A 19,289-nucleotide genomic window follows, 5' to 3' on the forward strand; every position below is an offset into this window, starting at 1 on the left:
GAGCATCAATGTCACTGAACCCCTTCCCGCCGCTGCGCCGCGGCTTTGGCGCATTCTGGCGCGCGCTGGACGCCACCCGCCGCGCAGTCATCAATCTGATTTTCCTGCTGATCGTCATCGCCATCCTGATCGCCATCTTTGGCGGCGGCGCCAAGCCCCTGGCGGAAAAGACCACCCTGGTGCTGGACTTGCAAGGGCCGCTGGTCGAGGAAACCCCGGGCGGCGTGCGCGAGGCGGTGCTGGCCAATGTCAGCGGCGAAGTCAAGAAAAGCGTGCAGTTGCGCGATGTACTGGCGGTGCTCGACACGGCGGCCAAGGACAAGAACATCGGCTCCATGGTGATCCTGCTCGACGAGTTGCAAGGCGGCGGTCTCGCTTCGCTGCGCGAAGTGGCGGCCGGCGTGGAACGCTTCCGCGCCACGGGCAAGAAAGTCACGGCCTGGGGTTCGAGCTACAACCAGCGCCAGTACCTGGTGGCTGCCAAGGCCGACGAGGTGTATCTGCACCCGATGGGCGGCGTCATGCTGGAAGGCTTTGGCCGCTACCGTAATTACTACCGCGACGCGCTCGACAAAGTGGGCGTGACGGTCAACCTGCTGAAAGTGGGCACGTATAAAAGCGCGGCCGAGCCTTTCATCGCCAACGGCCCGTCCGAAGCGGCGGCCGAAGCGGACCGCTACCTGAACAACGGTTTGTGGACCACCTATACGTCGGACGTGGAAAAGGCGCGCAAGCTGCCGGCCGGCGCCATCATGCAATCGATCGACAATCTGCCTGCCTTGATGACGGCGGCTGGCGGCGACCTGGGCAAGCTTTCGCTGGATGCCAAGCTGGTCGACGGCCTGAAAACGCGCGATGAACTGCGCCAGTTCATGATGGCGCGCGGCGCCAAAAATACGGAAGGCACGAACTTCCGCCAGATCAATTACACGGATTACCTGGCGCGCCTGCGCCCCGTGCACATCGGCGACGCCGTCGGCGTGGTCATCGCTTCCGGTGAAATCGGCGACGGCATCGCGCCACCGGGCGCCATCGGCGGCCTGTCCACCTCGCGTTTGATCCGCCAGGCGCGCGAAGACAAATCGATCAAGGCTATCGTGCTGCGCGTCGATTCGCCGGGCGGCAGCGCCTTCGGCTCGGAACTGATCCGCCGCGAACTGGAACTGACGCGCGCCGCCGGCAAGCCGGTGGTCGTCTCGATGGGCAACGTGGCCGCTTCGGGCGGCTACTGGATCAGCACCTCATCCGATGAAGTGATCGCCGACGCAGCCACCATCACCGGTTCCATCGGCGTGTTCGCGATTTTGCCGACGGCCGACAAGGTAGTGGAAAAGCTGGGCATCCACACGGCAGGTTCGCCCACCACCTGGCTGGCCGACGCGGGCAACCCCCTGCGTCCGCTCGACCCCCGTTTTGCGCAAGTGATCCAGGGCTCGATCAACCACGTGTATGGCGATTTCCTGAACCTGGCCGCGAAGGCGCGCAAGACCACGCCTGAAAAGATCAATGAAGTGGCGCAGGGCCGCGTCTGGACGGGCTTGCAGGCGAAAGAACGCAACCTGGTCGACCGTATCGGCAGCTATGGCGATGCGCTGGCCTCGGCCGCCAAGCGCGCCAAGCTGGGCAGCGACTACCGCGTGACCTACCTGGAGCAGGAAACGTCGAACGTGGACCGTTTGATCGGCATGTTCGGCTCCAAGGCCATGGCCACACTGGGGCTGGGCGAGCACGTGAAACTGGGCCTGGCCAGCACGGGCCTGCCGGCCGACGCGGCGCTGGGCATGGCGCAGGACCTGAGCTGGCTGTCGGGCATCACGCGCGAGCACAAACCATTCATGGCCCTCACGCACTGCTTGTGCGAGGTGCCTCTGGGCGGCAAGTAACATCCACATAAACTGCATACCCAAGCCGGCTTCGTCCGGCTTGTTTCATATCAGGAGCGATGCATGGCAAACGACATGAGTACACACACTGACACGGCGATCGCCATCCGCCCATGCGTGCAGGGCGATGAACAGGCGCTGGCGCTTGTGGGGCAGGCCACCTTCCTGGAAGCGTTCGCCGGTATCCTCGATGGCGCCGACGTCATCGCCCATTGCCAGCGCCAGCACGACGCGCAGCTGTACCGCGACTGGCTGGCGCTGCCGGCCATGCGTTTGTGGCTGGCCGAAGCCAGGCCCGGCGGCGCGCCCGTGGGCTATCTGGTGCTCAGTCCCGCCAGCTTGCCAGTGGCCGACCCGCATCCGCAAGATCTGGAAATCAAGCGCATCTACCTGCTGCACCGCTTCCAGGGCCAGCGCGTGGGACAGCGTTTGATGCAGGCGGCGCTGAGCCAGGCGCGCGCCAGCGGCGCAGGGCGCGTGCTGCTGGGCGTTTACGCGGAAAACCACGATGCGCTGGCGTTTTATGCGCGCTGCGGCTTTGCGCAAGTGGGCCGGCGCACTTTCCGCGTGGGCCGCACCGACTATCAGGATGTCATCCTCGGCTTGACCTTGTAAATCGAGGTAAAGAGTTTCCGTCGCCCGAGCAGCCGTATGGCGCCAGGTCAAGGCCGATGGCGGGAGATTTGTAGCGATTTTGTATCTGCATGCGAGGCGCTCGCGCACGGCTGGCGTCGCAGCGCGACGCCCCGCAAGCCTGATTTTTCCGACGTTCCCCCACAGCGGCGGCACCTCAGCCGGTCCTCCTGATCCTCCCATGCCAGTCTGGCTGTGTGTAATTGTTTCAAGTAGAAATGAAACAGAAACATGACTATGCTAGAGTCGTTTCACGCTAGGGAGCGATGTTTTTTCAGCTGACTTTCAGCTCTTGACTCCCCCGGCTGTGTACCGAAACAACCCCGAAAAACGGTCGTCCGGCCTGAGTGTGTCCCACCTCGGCCGGCGCCACAGACTCGCCGTGCCAGCGGCCTATACAAGGATAAGCGATGGATTCGCAGACAACACCCAACACCCCGCGGCGCAGCCGCCGTTCGAAAATCGTCGGCAGTGTCATTGCGCTGGCCGTCATGGCTGCGTTGGGGGGCGGTGCCTGGTACCTGACCCACTCCGGCACCAGTGCCCAGGGCGGCCCCGGCATGGGCGGACCCGGCGGGCCAGGTGGTCCTGGTGGCCCCGGTGGCGGGCGCCGTGGCGCGCCCTCGACCACCGTGGGCGTGGCCACTGCCGTGAAATCGGACCTGCCCGTGGTGCTCGATGCGCTGGGCACCGTGACGGCGGCGTCCACCGTGACGGTGCGCCCGCAAGTATCGGGCATCCTGAAGGAATTGAAATTCAAGGAAGGCGGCATGGTCAAGGCGGGCCAGGTGGTGGCGCAAATCGATCCTGCCCAGTTCGAGATGGCGCTGATGCAGGCCACGGGCCAGCGCCAGCGCGATGAAGCGCAGCTGGAAAACGCGCGCCTGACACTGAAACGCTATCAAACCCTGCTGGGCCAGGACTCCATCGCGCGCCAGGACGTCGATACGCAGGCCGCCCTGGTCAAGCAGCTGGAAGGCACGGTGATGACAGACCGCGCCGCAGAAGGCACTGCCAGACTCAACCTGGGTTATACCAAGGTGGTGTCGCCGATCAGCGGCCGCGCGGGCCTGAAGGTGGTCGATATCGGCAACCTGGTGAATACCAGCGACGCGGGCGGCGTGGTGGTGGTGACGCAGCTGTCGCCCATCGACGTGCAGTTTTCCGTGCCACAGGATAAGGTACAGACCATCCAGGAGCGCCTGAATGCCGGCTCGGCCCTGCCGGCGCTGGCGCTGGACCGCACGCGCACGCATACCCTGGACACGGGCCGCTTGAGTGCGCTCGATAACCAGGTCGATGTGCAGACGGGTACCGTGCGTGCCAAGGCCCGCTACATGAATGACAAGATGGCCCTGTTCCCCAGCCAGTTCGTCAACGTGCGCCTGGAGTTGGGCAATATCACGGGCGCCGTGCTGGTACCCGTCACGGCCCTGCGTCACAGCAATAATGGCGACTTCGTATATGTGCTGAAAGCGGATAAAACCGTCACCGTGCGCATGGTCACGCGCGGCCAGGCCACCACCGACATGGTGGAAATCCGCGCCGGACTGGAAGCGGGAGAGCAAGTCATCACGGAAGGTGCCGACCGCCTGAAGGAAGGCGCGAAAGTCACCCTGGCTGGCGACAAGCCGGCCGGCGCGCGCGGTGCCGGCGCGGGCGGTGCAACTGGCGCGAACGGCGAACGCCGCCACCGCCGCCAGCAGGCTGACGGCGCGGCCAGTGCATCGGCTTCCGCATCCGTACCGGCCAATGCGCCAGCCACCGCGCCAGCGAAGGGCGCAGCGCAATGAGTCCATCGACTCCCTTCATCAAGCGCCCCGTCGCCACGGCGCTGCTGATGCTGGCCATCGTGCTGGCGGGGCTGGTCGGCTTCAAGTTCTTGCCGCTGGCCGCCTTGCCGCAGGTGGACTTCCCCACCATCCAGGTGCAGACCCTGTACCCGGGCGCCAGTCCCGAAGTCATGGGGCAGACCGTCACGGCGCCGCTGGAGCGCCAGTTCGGGCAGATGTCTGGCTTGCAGCGCATGAGTTCCACCAGCGCGGCCGGCGTCTCCATCATCACCCTGCAATTCACCCTGGGCCAGACCCTGGACGTGGCCGAGCAGGAAGTGCAGGCGGCCATCAATGCGGGTGGTTCCCTGCTGCCTACCGACTTGCCGGCGCCGCCCGTGTACGCCAAGATCAATCCGGCCGACGCGCCCGTGCTGACACTGGCGATTACCTCGGACACGATGCCGCTGACGCAGGTGCAGAACATCGTCAACACGCGTTTGGCGCTGAAGATCAGCCAGGTCAATGGCGTGGGCCTGGTGTCGCTGTCGGGCGGCCAGCGTCCCGCCGTGCGCATCCAGGGCGACACCAAATTGCTGGCGTCGTATGGCCTGGGCCTCGACAGCCTGCGCACGGCCATCGCGGGAGCCAACGTCAACAGCGCCAAGGGCAGTTTCGACGGCCCCACGCGCTCGTTTACCATCAATGCGAATGATCAACTGGTGACGGCGGAAGACTACAAGCGCCTGATCATCACCTACAAGAATGGCGCGCCCGTGCGCCTGCTTGATGTGGCCAACGTGGTCGACAGCGCGGAAAACACGCGCCTGGGCGCCTGGTCGGGCAAACAGCCGGCCATCATCCTGAACGTGCAGCGTCAGCCCGGCGCCAACGTCATCAAGACGGTCGACGCCATCAAGGCACTGCTGCCCGACCTGCAGGCCAGCCTGCCGGCGGCCATGAAGCTCGACGTGCTGAGCGACCGCACCACGGGCATTCGCGCCTCCGTCGAACACGTGGAGATGGAGTTGCTGCTGTCCGTGCTGCTGGTGGTGCTGGTGATTTTCGCCTTCCTGCACAGCATGCGCGCCACCGTGATCGCCAGCCTGTCCGTGCCGATCTCGCTGATCGGCGCCTGCGGCGTCATGTATCTGCTTGGCTACAGCCTGAATAACTTGTCCCTGATGGCGCTGACCATTGCCACCGGCTTTGTCGTCGATGACGCCATCGTCATGATCGAAAACATCGCCCGCTACATCGAAGAGGGCGAAACGCCGATGGCCGCCGCCCTGAAGGGCGCGTCGCAGATCGGCTTTACCATCATCTCGCTGACGGTGTCCTTGATCGCCGTGCTCATTCCGCTGCTGTTCATGGGCGACGTGGTGGGCCGTTTGTTCCGCGAATTTGCCATGACACTGGCCATCACGATTCTGATTTCCGCCGTCGTCTCGCTCACCCTGGTGCCGATGATGTCGGCGCGCTGGTTGAAAAGCCATGCCGATGAAAAAGTCAGCGCCACGGGCCAGCGCATCCAGGCTTTCCTCGACCGCGTGATCGTCCAGTACGACCATGCGCTGGTGTGGGTCTTGAAACGCCAGGGACTGACCTTGCTGGTGGCCCTGGCCACCTTGCTGTTGACGGTGATTTTGTACATCACCATCCCGAAAGGCCTGTTCCCCACACAGGATACAGGGCAGCTGCAGGCGCGCATCGAAACCTCGCAAGCCGTGTCGTACGAACGCATGGCCACCTTGCAGCAGGCGGCGGCCAGCGCGCTGCTGGAGGACCCCGATGTCGATACCCTGAGTTCCCTGGTGGGCGTCGATGCAGCCAACAATACCATGCTGCACACGGGTAGCATGCTGATCAACCTGAAGCGCTCGCGCAGCGGCAAGCAGGACGACATCATGGAGCGCCTGCGCAACCGCGTCGCCAAGGTGGCCGGCGTGACCCTGTATCTGCAGCCGACGCAAGATTTGACCATCGATGCGGAATCGGGGCCGACGCAATACCGCGTCTCGCTCGAAGGGGCCGACACGGCCACCGTCACCGAGTGGGCCGGCAAGCTGGCGGCCCGCATGCGCGAAAAATCGCAGCTGCGCAATGTGGTCACGGACGCGGGCGCCACGGGCGCCGCCGTCGTGGTGGCCATCGACCGCGACAGCGCCGCACGCATGTCCGTCACTACGGCCACTGTCGACGACGCGCTGTACAACGCTTTCGGCCAGCGCATCATCTCGACCATTTTTACGGAAACCAACCAGTACCGCGTGATCCTCGAAGCGCAGCCCGGCATTGTCACCACGCCGGCCGACCTGTCGGAACTGCAGGTGCGCACGGGTTCCGGCAAGTCGACGCCGCTGTCCGCCTTTGCCAGCGTCAGCGAAAAACAGGCGCCGCTGCAGATCACGCACGTGGCGCAATACCCGGCCACGACGCTGGGCTTTGATACGACGCAAGGCGTGGCGCTGGGCAGCGCCGTCGACGCCATCCGGCAGGCGGCCAAGGATATCGCCTTGCCGCCATCGGTGACCCTGACCTTCCTCGGTGCGGCCGGCGCGTATGAAAATTCGCTGTCGAACCAGCTGTGGCTGATCCTGGCCGCCGTCGTCTGCGTCTACATCGTGCTGGGCGTGCTGTACGAAAGCTACATCCACCCGCTGACGATTTTGTCGACCTTGCCGTCGGCCGGCGTGGGCGCCTTGCTGGCGCTGATGATTTCCGGGCAGGACCTGGGCGTGATCGGCATCATCGGCATCATTCTCCTGATCGGCATCGTCAAGAAGAACGCCATCATGATGATCGACTTCGCCATCGAGGCCGAACGCGACGAGGGCAAGAGTGCGCAGGAAGCCATCCACCAGGCGGCGCTGCTGCGTTTCCGCCCAATCCTGATGACCACCCTGGCGGCGCTGTTCGCGGCCGTGCCGCTGATGCTGGGCTGGGGCGAGGGCGCAGAGTTGCGCCGTCCGCTGGGCCTGGCCATCTTCGGCGGCCTGATCGTCAGCCAGGTGCTGACGCTGTTTACCACGCCCGTCATCTACCTGGGCTTCGACCGCCTGGGTCAGCGCTTTGCATCCAAAACGCGGGGCGTCAACCTGGACAAGCCTGCCGATAATGCGGGGAGCGCCGCGTGAACCTGTCCGAACCGTTCGTCAAGCGTCCCATCGCCACCGTGCTGCTGACCATCGGCATTGCGCTGGCGGGCATCGGCGCCTTCTTCGTGCTGCCCGTCTCGCCGCTGCCGCAGGTCGATTATCCGACCATTTCCGTCAGCGCCAGCCTGCCCGGCGCCAGCCCCGCGACCATGGCCACCTCGGTGGCCACGCCGCTGGAGCGGCGTCTCGGAGTCATCTCTGGCGTGAACGAGATGACGTCGTCGTCGGGCACGGGTTCGGCGCGCATCAATTTGCAGTTTGACCTGAACCGCAAGATCGATTCGGCCGCGCGCGAAGTGCAGGCGGCCATTGCCGCTGCGCGCGTCGACTTGCCGGCCACCTTGCGTAGCAACCCGACCTACCGCAAGGCCAATCCGTCCGACGCGCCCGTGATCATCCTGGCGCTGACGTCAAAAACGCGCACGCCGGGCCAGATCTACGACGCCGTGTCAAACCTGGTGCAGCAAAAGGTGGCGCAAGTCAAAGGCGTAGGCGACGTGGAACTGGGCGGCGGTTCGCTGCCGGCCGTGCGCGTGGAACTGCTGCCGTACCAGCTCAATCACTATGCCGTGTCGATGGAAGATGTGCGCGCGGCCATCCAGGCCACGAACGCCAACCGGCCCAAGGGGGCGATTTCCGGCGACGAGCGCAGCCTGCAGATTTATTCGGGCGCCAGCACGGCCTCTGGCGGGCGCAGCGCAGCCGACTACCGCAGCCTGGTGGTGGCCTGGCGCGATGGCGCCGCCATCCGCCTCGACGACGTGGCCGAAGTGGTCGACGGCGTGGAAAACACGAATACCCTGGGCCTGTTCAACGGCGACCCGGCCGTCATCGTACTGATCACGCGCCAGCCAGGCGCCAACGTCATCGCCACGGTGGACGGCGTGCGCGCGCTGCTGCCGCAACTGCAGGCGCAGCTGCCCGGCGACATCAAGCTGCAAGTGGCGTCCGACAGCACCAACTCCATCCGCTCGTCCCTGCACGAGATCGAATTCACCCTGATCCTGTCCATCGTGCTGGTGGTGCTGGTGGTCAGCGCCTTCCTGCGCAGCGTGCGCGCCACCATCATCCCGGCCGTGGCCACCATCGTTTCCTTGCTGGGTACTTTCGGCGTGATGTACATGCTGGGCTTCAGCCTGAATAACCTGTCCCTGATGGCACTCACAGTGGCCACGGGCTTTGTCGTCGACGATGCCATCGTGGTGCTGGAAAATACGCAGCGCCATATCGAGGCAGGCATGGACCGCTTCAAGGCGGCCCTGCTGGGCGCGCGCGAAGTGGGTTTCACGGTGCTGTCGATCAGCCTGTCGCTGGTGGCCGTCTTCATCCCGCTGCTGTTCATGGGCGGCCAGGTGGGGCGTTTGTTCCGCGAGTTTGCCGTGACCTTGTCGGCCGCCGTCATGATTTCGCTGGTCATTTCGCTGACCACCACGCCGATGATGTGCGCCTGGCTGCTGAAAAGCGGCGAGCAGCACAAGGCGCCGGGCGCGGTGGCCCGCTGGTTCGAACGTGGCTTCGAGCGCATGCTGAAAGTGTATGAGCATTGCCTGGACTGGGCCTTGTCCAGCGCCGCGCTGGTGATGACCATCCTGGTGTTCGTCGTCGGCCTGAACGTGTATCTGTTCGCGGCCGCGCCCAAGGGCTTCTTCCCGCAGCAGGATACGGGGCAGATCAACGGCGGCATGCGCGCCGACCAGAGCATCTCGTTCCAGGCCATGCAGGGCAAGCTGCGCCAGCTGGTCAACATCATCAAGGACGATCCTGCCGTCGCCACCGTCGTCGGCTTTACGGGCGGGGGCAGGGCAGGGGGCGGTTTCATGTTCATCGATCTGAAACCGGCCTCGCAGCGCACGGACAAGGGCCAGGCCGTGATCGCCCGTTTACGTCCGCAGCTGGCCAAGGTGACGGGCATTTCGCTGTTCCTCAATCCCGTGCAGGACTTGCGCATGGGCGGGCGTTCCAGCAATTCGACCTACCAGTACACCCTGATCAGCGACAACCAGGCCGATTTGAAGAAATGGGCGGCGAAACTGGCCGACCAGATGAAGCTGCAGCCGGCCCTGATCGACGTCGATACGGACCAGGCGGAAAACGGCGTGGAAACCTTTGTCAGCATCGACAAGGACCGGGCCACGCAGCTGGGCGTGCAAGTCAAGGATATCGACAATGCGCTGTACAACAGCTTCGGCCAGCGCCAGGTGGCGACCATCTACGATGAGCTGAACCAGTACCACGTGATTATGGAAGTGGCGCCCCGCTACGCGCAAAGCCCGGAAGCGCTGCGCTCCGTGTATGTGCCGGCGTCGAATGCGGCGGCCGTCGCCGCCACGGCCACGGCCACGGCCACGGCCACGGCCACGGCCACCAGCGCCGCTACGGCCACCACCAGCGTGGCCGCGACGACGTCCAACACGACGGCGGCGCGCGATCCGTCCAGCGGCTCGGCATTGAGTACCACCCTGGCGACGATGGTGCCGCTGTCGTCGTTCAGCAGCTTTGCCGAAAGCTCGACGGCGACCTCCATCAATCACCAGGGCGGGGAGCTGGCCACCACCGTGTCGTTCAATCTCAGCGACGGCTATCCGCTCAGCGACGGCCAGGCCGCCGTGGCCCAGGCAGAGTCGGAGATCGGCATGCCGGTGAATGTGCGCGGCAGCTTCCAGGGTTCGGCGAAGAGTGCGCAGGACAGCAACAAGGAGCAGCCGCTGCTGATCCTGGCGGCCATCGTGGTGATTTACATCGTGCTGGGTATCCTGTACGAAAGCCTGATACATCCGATTACCGTGCTGTCGACTTTGCCGTCGGCGGGGGTGGGCGCCGTGCTGGCCTTGCTGCTGTTCCGCATGGAGTTTTCCATCATCGCCCTGATCGGCGTGTTCCTGTTGATCGGCATCGTCAAGAAAAATGCTATATTGATCATCGACTTCGCGCTGGAGGCCGAGCGTTCGCGCGGGCTGACAGCTGTGGAGGCGGTGCGCGAGGCATGTTTGCTGCGTTTCCGCCCCATTCTGATGACCACTCTGGCGGCGGCGCTTGGCGCCTTGCCGCTGGCGATCGGTTTCGGCGAGGGGTCAGAGCTACGCCAGCCCTTGGGGGTCGCCATCATCGGCGGCCTGATTGCCAGCCAGTTACTCACATTGCTGACCACCCCGGTGGTCTACATCCTGCTCGACAAGCTGCGCACGCGCAGTGCCGACGAGCAGCAATTGAGCCGCATTCCTGGGCCAGATAACCCGAGCACACAATCATGAAGCAAGTAAAACCTATCGTATCCACCGTTCCTGCCCGCCATTTGCTGGCAGTGGCCGCCGCTGCCCTGCTGGCCGGCTGCGCCGTCAGCCCCGCATATGAAGTACCCACGGCCGCCGCGCCGCAAACGTTCAAGGAGGCGGCCGGCTGGCAAGCGGCGGTGCCGGCCGATACCCTGGAACGGGGTCCCTGGTGGACCCTGTTCGGCGACGCGCAATTGAACCAGCTGGCCGAAGGCATTGAAGTATCGAACCAGAACGTGGCCGAAGCCGTTGCCTCCTACGAGCAGGCGCGCGCTCTGGTGCGCGAACAGCGCGCCTCGCTGTTTCCTACCGTGAGCCTGACGGGCAGCGGCGCCCGCTCCGGCGGCGGGGGCGAGCAGCAGACGAACAATAATTTCAAGGCGGCCATCGGCGCCTCGTGGGAACCGGATATCTGGGGCCGCCTGCGCGCCGGCGTGACGGGGGCGGACGCCAGCGCCAGTGCCAGCGCGGCCGACCTGGCCGCCGCGCGCCTGTCGGCGCAGGGCGAGCTGGCCATCAATTATTTTTCGCTGCGCCAGAGCGATGCGCAGATCGCGCTGCTGAACGCCACCATCGCCGGCTACAAGCGCGTGCTCGACATCACCAGCAACCGTTTCAATTCCGGCATCGCCGCCAAGTCCGACCTGCTGCAGGCGCAGACGCAGCTGGCCAATGCGCAGATCGATCTGTCCAGCCAGGTGCGCGCGCGCGCCCAGCTCGAACATGCGATCGCCATCCTGCTGGGGAAAGCGCCGTCCGACTTCAGCCTTGCCGTTGCGCCGTGGACCCTGACCGTGCCCGAGGTGCCGCTGGGCGTGCCGTCGACCCTGCTGCAGCGCCGTCCTGACATCGCCACCGCCGAGCGCAGGGTGGCCGTGGCCAACGAGCAGATCGGCATCGCCCGCTCCGCCTACTATCCGAGCCTGAACCTGACGGGTTCCTACGGATCCGGTGCCAGCCGTGTGGGCGACCTGTTCAATGCTTCGTCGAGCCTGTGGTCGCTGGGCGTGTCGGCCGCGCAAACCCTGTTCAACGCGGGCGCCACCACGGCCAGCGTGGATGCGGCCAAGGCGGGGCATGAGGCCGCCGTGGCACGCTACCGCCAGACGGTACTGGCAGCTTTTGGCGCCGTGGAAGACCAGTTGTCGGCCACGCGCGCGCTGGCCGAGCAGCTGGCCTTGCGCCAGCAGGCGTCGTCGGCCGCCGACCAGGTGGAGCAGCAAATGCTGAACCGCTACAACGCGGGCCAGGTCGGCTATACGGACGTGGTGACGGCGCAAGTGACGGCCCTGTCGGCGCGCCGTTCGCTGGTGCAGGCCCAGGCTGACCGGCAGACGACGGCCGTGGCCTTGATCCAGTCGCTGGGCGGCGGCTGGCATGTGCCGCAGACGCAGTAGACGGCAGGCGGGCGCCGGTTAGCGTCCCGGGCCAAATTCGCGTTTTTACGCGCGGCTTGGGTGCTAAAATGCAAGATTATCCATCCGCCAGCCTGGCGCACGTGCCGCGGCTGCATTCTTGCCGACGATGACATACAGCAAACACAGCAAAGCTCCAGCGCCGGAGGTGGCCGCCATCGATTTTCCCGTGGTGGCCATCGGCGCGTCGGCTGGCGGTCTCGACCCGATTATCGCTTTCCTGACGAACGTGCCGCCCGATAGCGGCATCGCCTATGTGGTGATCCAGCACCTTGATCCCACGCAAAAAGCGATGTTGCCGGAACTGCTGCAGCGTGCCACCAGCATTCCCGTCACGGAAATCACACAGCGCGCCGCACTGCATCCGAACCATATCTATGTGATTCCCTCGAATGCGGACCTGGGCCTGTCCAAGGGGCACTTTGTGCTCAGCGAGCCGCTGCAGCTGCGCGGACACCGCTTGCCCATCAATGGTTTCTTCGAAAGCCTGGCGGCCGAGCTGGGCGAACTGGCCGTGGGCGTGATTCTGTCCGGCATGGGCAGCGACGGCACGCGCGGCCTGCAAGCCATCAAGCAGGCGGGCGGCCTGACCCTGGCCCAGCATCCCGATACGGCCAAGTTCGACATGATGCCGCAAAGCGCCATCGCCGCCGATGCCGTGGACCTCGTCGATATTCCCGACAAGATGCCGGAAAAGATCGCCAGTTACCTGTTTCGCGGCAGCTTCCTGGAGTTGCCGGGCAAGGAGCCTGGCGGGCGCAATGCCTTGCAGGAAATTGTCGCCTTGCTGTCCGAACATACGGGCAACAGCTTCACGGACTACAAGATCAATACGGTATTGCGCCGCATCGAGCGCCGCATGAGCTTGTACCAGATGACGTCGATGGAAGAGTACATTCCCTATCTGCGCAACAATCCCTCGGAAATCGACCTGTTGTTCAAGGAGTTGCTGATCGGCGTGACGAATTTTTTCCGCGACGCGAAAGTGTGGGAGTATCTGAAGATCGAGGTCTTTCCACAAATGCTGGCGGCTCACCCGGAAGGGCGCGCCTTCAAGGCCTGGATACCGGCCTGCTCCACGGGAGAGGAAGCCTATACGCTGGCCATGGTCTTCCATGAAGTGGTGGCCAGCAGCAAGCCACCGTCGAAGTACAGCCTGCAGATTTTTGCCACCGACCTGTCGGCCGACGCCATCGACCGCGCGCGCCAGGGCCGGTTTCCGCCAACGATAGTGAGCGATGTGTCGGCCGAGCGCCTGGAGCGGTTTTTCTTGCAGGACAAGAGTGATTACCTGGTCAGGAAAGAGATCCGCAACATGATCATCTTTGCCCAGCAAAACATCATTTCGGATCCGCCCTTCACCAAGCTCGATATCCTGTGCTGCCGCAACCTGTTGATTTATCTCAATGCCAAGCTGCAGCAGCGTTTGATTCCCCTGTTTCATTACGCCTTGAATCGCGATGGGATCTTGCTACTGGGCAGCGCCGACACGCCCGGCCACTTTTCCGAGCTGTTCGCGCCGCTGACGACATCCACCAGGCTGTACCGTCGTCTCGACAACCTGGCGCGCCAGCGCTTGCTGACCTACTTTCCCACGAAAGTATCGTCGGCCACTCCTCCTACCCCCAGCGACATGAGAGAAGTCAGCATGCCCGGAAGAATCCAATCCCATGTCGAGCAATTATTGCTCCAGAAATACTCGCCTGCAGCCGTGTTGCTGAACCAGGATGGAGACATTTTGTATATCAACGGGCGCACCGGCGCCTTCCTGGAACCAGCTGCAGGCAAGGCCAACTGGAATATCCATGCGATGGCGCGCGACGGCTTGCGCTACGAGCTGGCGGGCTTGATCAAACTGGCGCTGCAAAGCGACACCCAGGTATGCCTGAAAGGGCTGGTGCTCAAGGAGCAGGCAGGGAAGGCACAGGGCGTGGATTTGACGGCGGAAGCCTTGCGCCAGCCCGACGCGCTGCGCGGCATGGTCTTCGTCACGTTTGCCAGCGTGCCGCTGGCGGCCACCCCGCGCCGGGGCCGCTCGCCGAATCCCAAGGTGCTGGAACTGGAGCAGGAGCTGATCCAGGCGCGCAATGAAATCCAGGCCGTGCGCGACGAAATGCAGACCTCGCGCGAAGAACTCAAATCGGCCAATGAGGAATTGCAGTCGACCAATGAAGAACTGCAATCGGCGAACGAAGAGCTGACCACATCGAAGGAAGAGATGCAGTCGCTCAATGAAGAGTTGTACACGGTCAATGCCGAGCTGCAATCGAAGGTAGACGACTTGTCACTGGTCAACAGCGACATGAAAAATCTGCTCAATAGTACCGATATCGCCACCATTTTCCTGGACAGCGAGCTGCGCATCCGCCGCTTCACGGCGCCGGCCACGCAAATCTACAAGCTGATCCAGACGGACTTGCGCCGTCCGCTCAGCGACATCGTCAACGACCTCGATTATCCAGACCTGGAAACGGATGCGCAGGAAGTCATCCGCAGCCTGGTGTTTTGCGAACGCCAGGTGCAGACCAAGAACGGGCGCTGGTACACCGTGCGCATCATGCCGTACCGCACGGTGGAAAACGTGATCGATGGCGTGGTGGTGACCTTCATTAACATTACCGAGTCCAAGTTGCTGGAAGCCGAGCTGCGCCTGATACAGTCGGGCGCAGTGGCGAACAGAGGGGCACGTGAGAGCGCGCCATGAATAAACCGTTCGACAGCGGACCCGCTGACGAGAACTTGTGCGAGCCTGCGAAGCAGGCGCTGCTGGCGGCAGGATCGTTGTCGAACGAAGAGATGATGCGCCACCTGCATGAGTTGCGGGTGAGGCAGATCGAGCTGGAAGTGCAGAACGCCGGATTGGCGGAGCTGGAAAAACTCAAGAATGAATTTAAAAGCAGCCGCGACCGTTATGCGCAGCTGTATGAACATGCGCCTGTCAGCTACTTCTCACTGGCGCGCGAAGGCGTTATCACGCGCGTCAACGTGGCCGCCAGCGGTTTGCTGCAACGCGACAAGGATCAATTGCTGGGTCGACGTTTCGAGCAATTCATCGCGCCGCAGGCGCAGGGCGCATTCCGCCGCTTCCTCGATGCCATTTTTAGCAGTGGCACGCCGCAAGTGCTGGAAGCGCGGCTATTCGAAGATGTGCTGGGCGGCGGCGTCGTGCGCATCGAAGCCAATCTTGATGTGGACAGCGCCAGCGTGCGTATGCTGGTGACGGACCTGGGCGACGAGTATGTGCGCGAGTCAGCCTTGCGGCGCGCCTTCCTGATTCTCGACACCATCCGCGAAGGCGTGCTGGTGACCGACAGCGATAACCGCATCATTTCCGTGAATCGGGCGTTTACCACCATCACTGGCTACCAGGCGGAAGAGGCCATCGGGCGCGATCCCTCCTTCCTGGGCGGCGGCACGCACGAGCCGCAATTCTATGCCGCCATGTGGCGCAGCCTGAGGCAGGATGGCAGCTGGTATGGCGAGCTGGTGAACCGGCGCAAGAATGGCGAGCGCTTCGTCGAGTCGTTGTCGATCACGCCCATGCGCATGCCGAACGGCGACACCAGCCATTTTGTCGGGGTGTTTTCCGATATTACCGAGCGCAAGCTGGCCGATGCCACGCTGCGTGAATTGCACCGGGAGCTGGACCAGCGCGTCATCGACCGCACGGCCGAGCTGTTGCGGGCCAACCTGCATTTGCAGCTGGAAGTGCAGCAACGCGAGCGGGCGCAGGAAGCCTTGCGCGACGCCGAGCGTTTTTTTCACGCCACCATCGATTCCCTGTCCGACCGCGTGCTGGTATTGGACCAGGCCGGCTGCCTGGTGCATGCCAATCAGGCTTGCATGGCCTTTGCCAGCCATGCACCGGGACAGCTGCATTATCTGGATTTCTGCGAAAGGGACCCGCGCTGGAAGCGCAGCGCCGGGCGCGAGCTGGCCGCGGGCATCCGCGCCGTGATCGCCGGCAGCGCCGATGCTTATGCGCTGGAATATGAATTCGCCACGGAGGCCGGGGCGCGCTGGTCACAGGCCCGGGTCAGCCGTTTTCTGGGCGAAGGTCCGCTGCGCGTGGTGGTGGCGCACACGGACATTACTGAACGCAAGCTGATGGATGGCGCCCTGCGTCAGTCGCATGCGCAGCTGCGCCAGCTGGCGCTGCACATGGAAACGGCCAAGGAAGACGAGCGCAAGCGCATCTCGCGCGATATCCACGATGAACTGGGGCAAAACCTGCTGGCGCTGCGCATCGATATTTCCATGCTCAGCGCGCGCACCGAGGGTTCCCATCCGCGCCTGCACCGCCGGGTCGGCGCCGTGCTCAGCAATGTCGACACCACCATCAAGAGCGTGCGCGGCATCATGAACGAACTGCGCCCGATGGCGCTGGACCTCGGCTTGCAGGCCGCCATCGAATGGCAGGTGGGCGACTTCCGCAAGCGCAGCGGCGTCGCTTGCCGCCTGCTGATACGCGATGAGGCCCTGTTTGCCGCCATTGGCAGCCAGGTCGAGATCGTACTGTTCCGCATCGTGCAGGAAGCGCTCAGCAACGTCATGCGCCATGCCCAGGCCAGCCAGGTCGAGATCGAGCTCAGTTCGGATGCCTGCGCCGTGTATGCGGCTATCAGCGACAACGGCATCGGCATCACGCCGCAGCAGCAGCGCAAAAAGCAGTGCTTTGGCCTGATCGGCATTGCCGAGCGGGTGACGGCGCTTGGCGGGCATTTCGAGGTGGGCACGCCGGCGTCGGGTACCGGTTGCCGCCTGTTCCTGCATATTCCCTTGACGGGGACGGGGCGGCCTGCTGCCTGATATAGCAATTGCAATGGGTTAATTTTTTGCCGACTCAGGCCCCCTGGACAGGCTATACTTTCGCCTGCTATTTATGGAGGGGCATATCTTGTTCAAAACAATCGTTTTACCAGTCGCCTTATTGGGCGCGTTCGCCGGCGCACACGCCGACGAAGGGCAGTGGCAACCACACCAACTGCCACAGCTGAAAGCCGAACTCAAACGGGTCGGCATCGACATTCCTGCAGAAAAGCTGGCCGACCTGAGCAAGCACCCGATGAGCGCCATCGTGTCGCTGGGCGGCTGCTCGGCCGCCTTTGTCTCCGACGCGGGCCTGGTGGTGACGAACCATCATTGCGCGTATGGCGCCGTGCAGCGCAATTCCACGCCGGAACACAATTACATCACCGACGGCTTCCTGGCCAAGACGCGCGCGAGCGAGCTGCCGGGCGGTCCGAACAGCCTGGTGTACGTGACGGACAAGGTGGAGAACGTCAGCGAGCGCGTGCTGAAAGGCTTGACGGCCGACATGAGCGGCCGCGCGCGCCACGAAGCCGTGGAGAAGCGCGTCAAGGACCTGATCGCCGAATGCGAAACGGACAAGATGTACCGCTGCTCCGTGCCCGCCTTCCACCGCGGCCTCGAGTACTACCGCATCCGCCAGATGATGATACGCGACGTGCGCCTGGTGTACGCGCCATCGGACAAGATCGGCAACTTCGGCGGTGACATCGACAACTACGAATGGCCGCGCCATACGGGCGATTATTCGTTCCTGCGTGCCTACGTGGGCAAGGATGGCCGTCCGGCCGACCCGTCGCCCGACAACGTGCCGTACAAATCGAAGGACTTCCTGGTGGTCTCGGCCGAAGGCTTGAAAGCCGGCGACGGCATCTTGCTGGCGGGCTATCCCGGCCGCACCAGCCGCTACAAGCTGCCGGCGGAAATCCGCTTCGCGCGCGATACGGCCTTCCCCCTGAAAGTATCGGAACTGCAAGCCGACCTGGCCGTGATGGCCGATGCGACGAAGGGCGACGCGGCCGCTGCCGTGCGCTATGCGAGCGTGGTCAAAAGCATCAACAACGTGCTGAAGAAAACCCAGGGCTTGCTCGACGGTTTTGCCCGCAAGGACATTGCCGCCATCAAGGACGTGCAAGATGCCGAGTTCCGCGCCTGGTACGCGAAGCAGCCGGACGTCTCGCCCACCTTGCTGGCCGAACTGGACGCGGCAATCGCCAGCGACATGGCCTTGAGCGAAGAAGAGTTCGCCTGGTCGGTGGCCACCAACAGCGACTTGCTGAAAAGTGCGCGCACCATTTACCGTTTGTCGCTGGAGCGCCAGAAAGCGGACGCCGAGCGCGAATCGGGCTTCCAGCAGCGTGACCTGGCCTTCATCAAGGCCCGCCTGGCCCGCCTGGAGCAGTCGTATGTCAATAAGGTCGATCAGGCACGTTTTGAAGCGGGCCTGAAGCGTTACGCGCAGCTGGCCGCGAAGAGCCATCCGCAAGGCCTGGACGCGCTGCTGCCGGCGCCAGTGGCCGTGGCGGCCCTGTACCAGCAGACGCAACTGGCTGACACGGCCAAGCGCCTGGCCTGGCTGGAAAAGGACCAGGCTGCTGTTGCCCAGTCCGACGACGCCTTCATGCAACTGGCCGTCAAGCTGCAGCCGGTGGAGTTGTCGCTGGAAGAGCGCCGCAAGGAAATCGACGGCAACCTGGAACGCGTGATTCCGCAATACATGCAAGCCGTGATCGCCTGGAAAAAATCGCAAGGCAAGCCGGTGTATCCTGACGCCAACTCGACCCTGCGCGTCACGTATGGCACGGTCTCGCCGTACTCGCCGCGCGATGGGCTGACCAAGGGCCCGTTCACGACGGTGGAAGGCATCGTCGAGAAAGTCACGGGCAAGGCGCCGTTCGAAGCGCCGCAAGGCTTGATTGACGCCGTCAAGGAAAAACGCTACGGCCAGTTCCGCGACCCGGCACTGGGCACGGTGCCCGTCAACTTCCTCACCAGCGCCGACACCACGGGCGGCAATTCCGGCTCGGCCGTGATGAACAAGCGTGGCGAGCTGATTGGCCTGAACTTCGATTCGACGTATGAATCGATCACCAAGGACTGGTACTTCGACACGGCCATCACGCGCGCCATCCACCTCGACATCCGCTACATGCTGTGGGTGATGAAGGAAGTGGACCATGCCGATAACTTGCTCAAGGAAATGACGATCAAGTATCCGAAGCCAGTGAAGACTGCCAAGAAGTAAGCGTTAATTTGCGCTAGCGCAAAGCCGCATCCGCCGCAGGGCTGATGCGGCTTTTTTACGTATGGGTAACTAGTTTGCGTTCCATCAATATGCCAGCGTTCA

Annotated in this window: 9 protein-coding genes; all 9 read left to right on the forward strand. The window is 63.7% G+C overall.

Translation table 11 applies throughout. From position 1 onward, the window contains the following. Positions 1 to 8 precede the first annotated feature (8 nt). The 9 genes from sppA (at position 9) to ACQ4WZ_RS04010 (ending at position 19,187) form a co-directional block, all read left to right on the forward strand. Positions 9 to 1,883 (forward strand): signal peptide peptidase SppA, encoded by a 1,875-nt coding sequence (gene sppA, locus ACQ4WZ_RS03970; RefSeq protein ID WP_101482061.1) that lies wholly within the window; start codon positions 9 to 11, stop codon positions 1,881 to 1,883. Positions 1,884 to 1,958: 75 nt separating this feature from the next. Next, positions 1,959 to 2,498, forward strand: coding sequence for a GNAT family N-acetyltransferase (locus tag ACQ4WZ_RS03975; protein WP_101482060.1), 540 nt, complete (start codon positions 1,959 to 1,961; stop codon positions 2,496 to 2,498). A gap of 428 nt (positions 2,499 to 2,926) precedes the next feature. Next, positions 2,927 to 4,309, forward strand: a complete 1,383-nt coding sequence (locus tag ACQ4WZ_RS03980) for an efflux RND transporter periplasmic adaptor subunit (RefSeq protein WP_436572622.1) — start codon at positions 2,927 to 2,929, stop codon at positions 4,307 to 4,309. Further along, positions 4,306 to 7,425, forward strand: coding sequence for an efflux RND transporter permease subunit (locus ACQ4WZ_RS03985; protein ID WP_436572623.1), 3,120 nt, complete (start codon positions 4,306 to 4,308; stop codon positions 7,423 to 7,425). Before ACQ4WZ_RS03980 ends, ACQ4WZ_RS03985 begins: the two co-directional genes overlap by 4 nt. Further along, a complete protein-coding gene (locus tag ACQ4WZ_RS03990; protein WP_436572624.1) occupies positions 7,422 to 10,697 on the forward strand; it encodes an efflux RND transporter permease subunit in 3,276 nt (1,091 codons plus the stop codon). Before ACQ4WZ_RS03985 ends, ACQ4WZ_RS03990 begins: the two co-directional genes overlap by 4 nt. Further along, a complete protein-coding gene (locus ACQ4WZ_RS03995; protein ID WP_436572625.1) occupies positions 10,694 to 12,115 on the forward strand; it encodes an efflux transporter outer membrane subunit in 1,422 nt (473 codons plus the stop codon). Before ACQ4WZ_RS03990 ends, ACQ4WZ_RS03995 begins: the two co-directional genes overlap by 4 nt. 127 nt (positions 12,116 to 12,242) lie before the next feature. Then, positions 12,243 to 14,837, forward strand: a complete 2,595-nt coding sequence (locus ACQ4WZ_RS04000; protein ID WP_436572626.1) for a chemotaxis protein CheB — start codon at positions 12,243 to 12,245, stop codon at positions 14,835 to 14,837. Continuing rightward, on the forward strand, positions 14,834 to 16,942 hold the full coding sequence (locus tag ACQ4WZ_RS04005) for a PAS domain-containing sensor histidine kinase (RefSeq protein WP_436572627.1): 2,109 nt from the start codon (positions 14,834 to 14,836) through the stop codon (positions 16,940 to 16,942). Before ACQ4WZ_RS04000 ends, ACQ4WZ_RS04005 begins: the two co-directional genes overlap by 4 nt. A gap of 88 nt (positions 16,943 to 17,030) precedes the next feature. Then, a complete protein-coding gene (locus ACQ4WZ_RS04010) occupies positions 17,031 to 19,187 on the forward strand; it encodes a S46 family peptidase (protein ID WP_347876590.1) in 2,157 nt (718 codons plus the stop codon). The last annotated feature ends 102 nt before the right edge of the window (positions 19,188 to 19,289 follow it).

This window comes from Janthinobacterium darwini (genome assembly GCF_051380905.1).
Taxonomy (GTDB): Bacteria; Pseudomonadota; Gammaproteobacteria; order Burkholderiales; family Burkholderiaceae_D; genus Janthinobacterium.